Here is a 574-nt window from a genome sequence, read left to right as displayed (position 1 = left end):
CTAGGGCCTGTTAACACTACCGTCTGATGCCCGCTTCTGCTAAACCATTGTTATGAATGAGATAACAGAAAAGCAGTACGCGTTGATTGAGCCTTATCTTCCGGTTCAGCGCGGGAATGTACGGGTTTCGAACCTTACCGTGATCAACGCGATCCTGTTTGTCGCCGAGAATGGCTGCAAATGGCGCGCCTTGCCGCCCCGGTTTGGCAAGTGGCACACCGTTTATACCCGAATGCGCCGTTGGGCGGATGCCGGCGTGCTGGACCGGCTTTTTGATGCGCTGCAAGAACACCACATGATCCGTGTGTCGGTCGATTGCCTTGGCCTCGACAGCACGTCGGTCAAGGTCCATCCTGATGGCACCGGCGCGCCCAAAAAAACGGACAGCAATCGATTGGTAAGTCACGTGGCGGGTGGAACACCAAAGTCCACCTAATCGCCGCAAATGACCGTTTTGCGCTGACTTTTAGCCTCTCTGGCGGCAACGCCCATGATGCACCCGAGGGCCGTGCCCTGCTGGCAAACTGGCAGGCACCACCTCAGGGCGCAACCATGATCATGGATCGGGCCTATG

Annotated in this window: 1 pseudogene; it reads left to right on the top strand. The window is 57.0% G+C overall.

Annotated features, from left to right (window positions below):
• Positions 1–52: 52 nt before the first annotated feature.
• Positions 53–574: pseudogene (locus AC2D8P_RS16670) on the top strand (IS5 family transposase); the annotation flags it as partial.

Source organism: Roseovarius sp. YIN77 (genome assembly GCF_057219155.1).
Note: the sequence above shows the minus strand (reverse complement) of the source record. Positions and strands in the feature narration are given on the sequence as shown.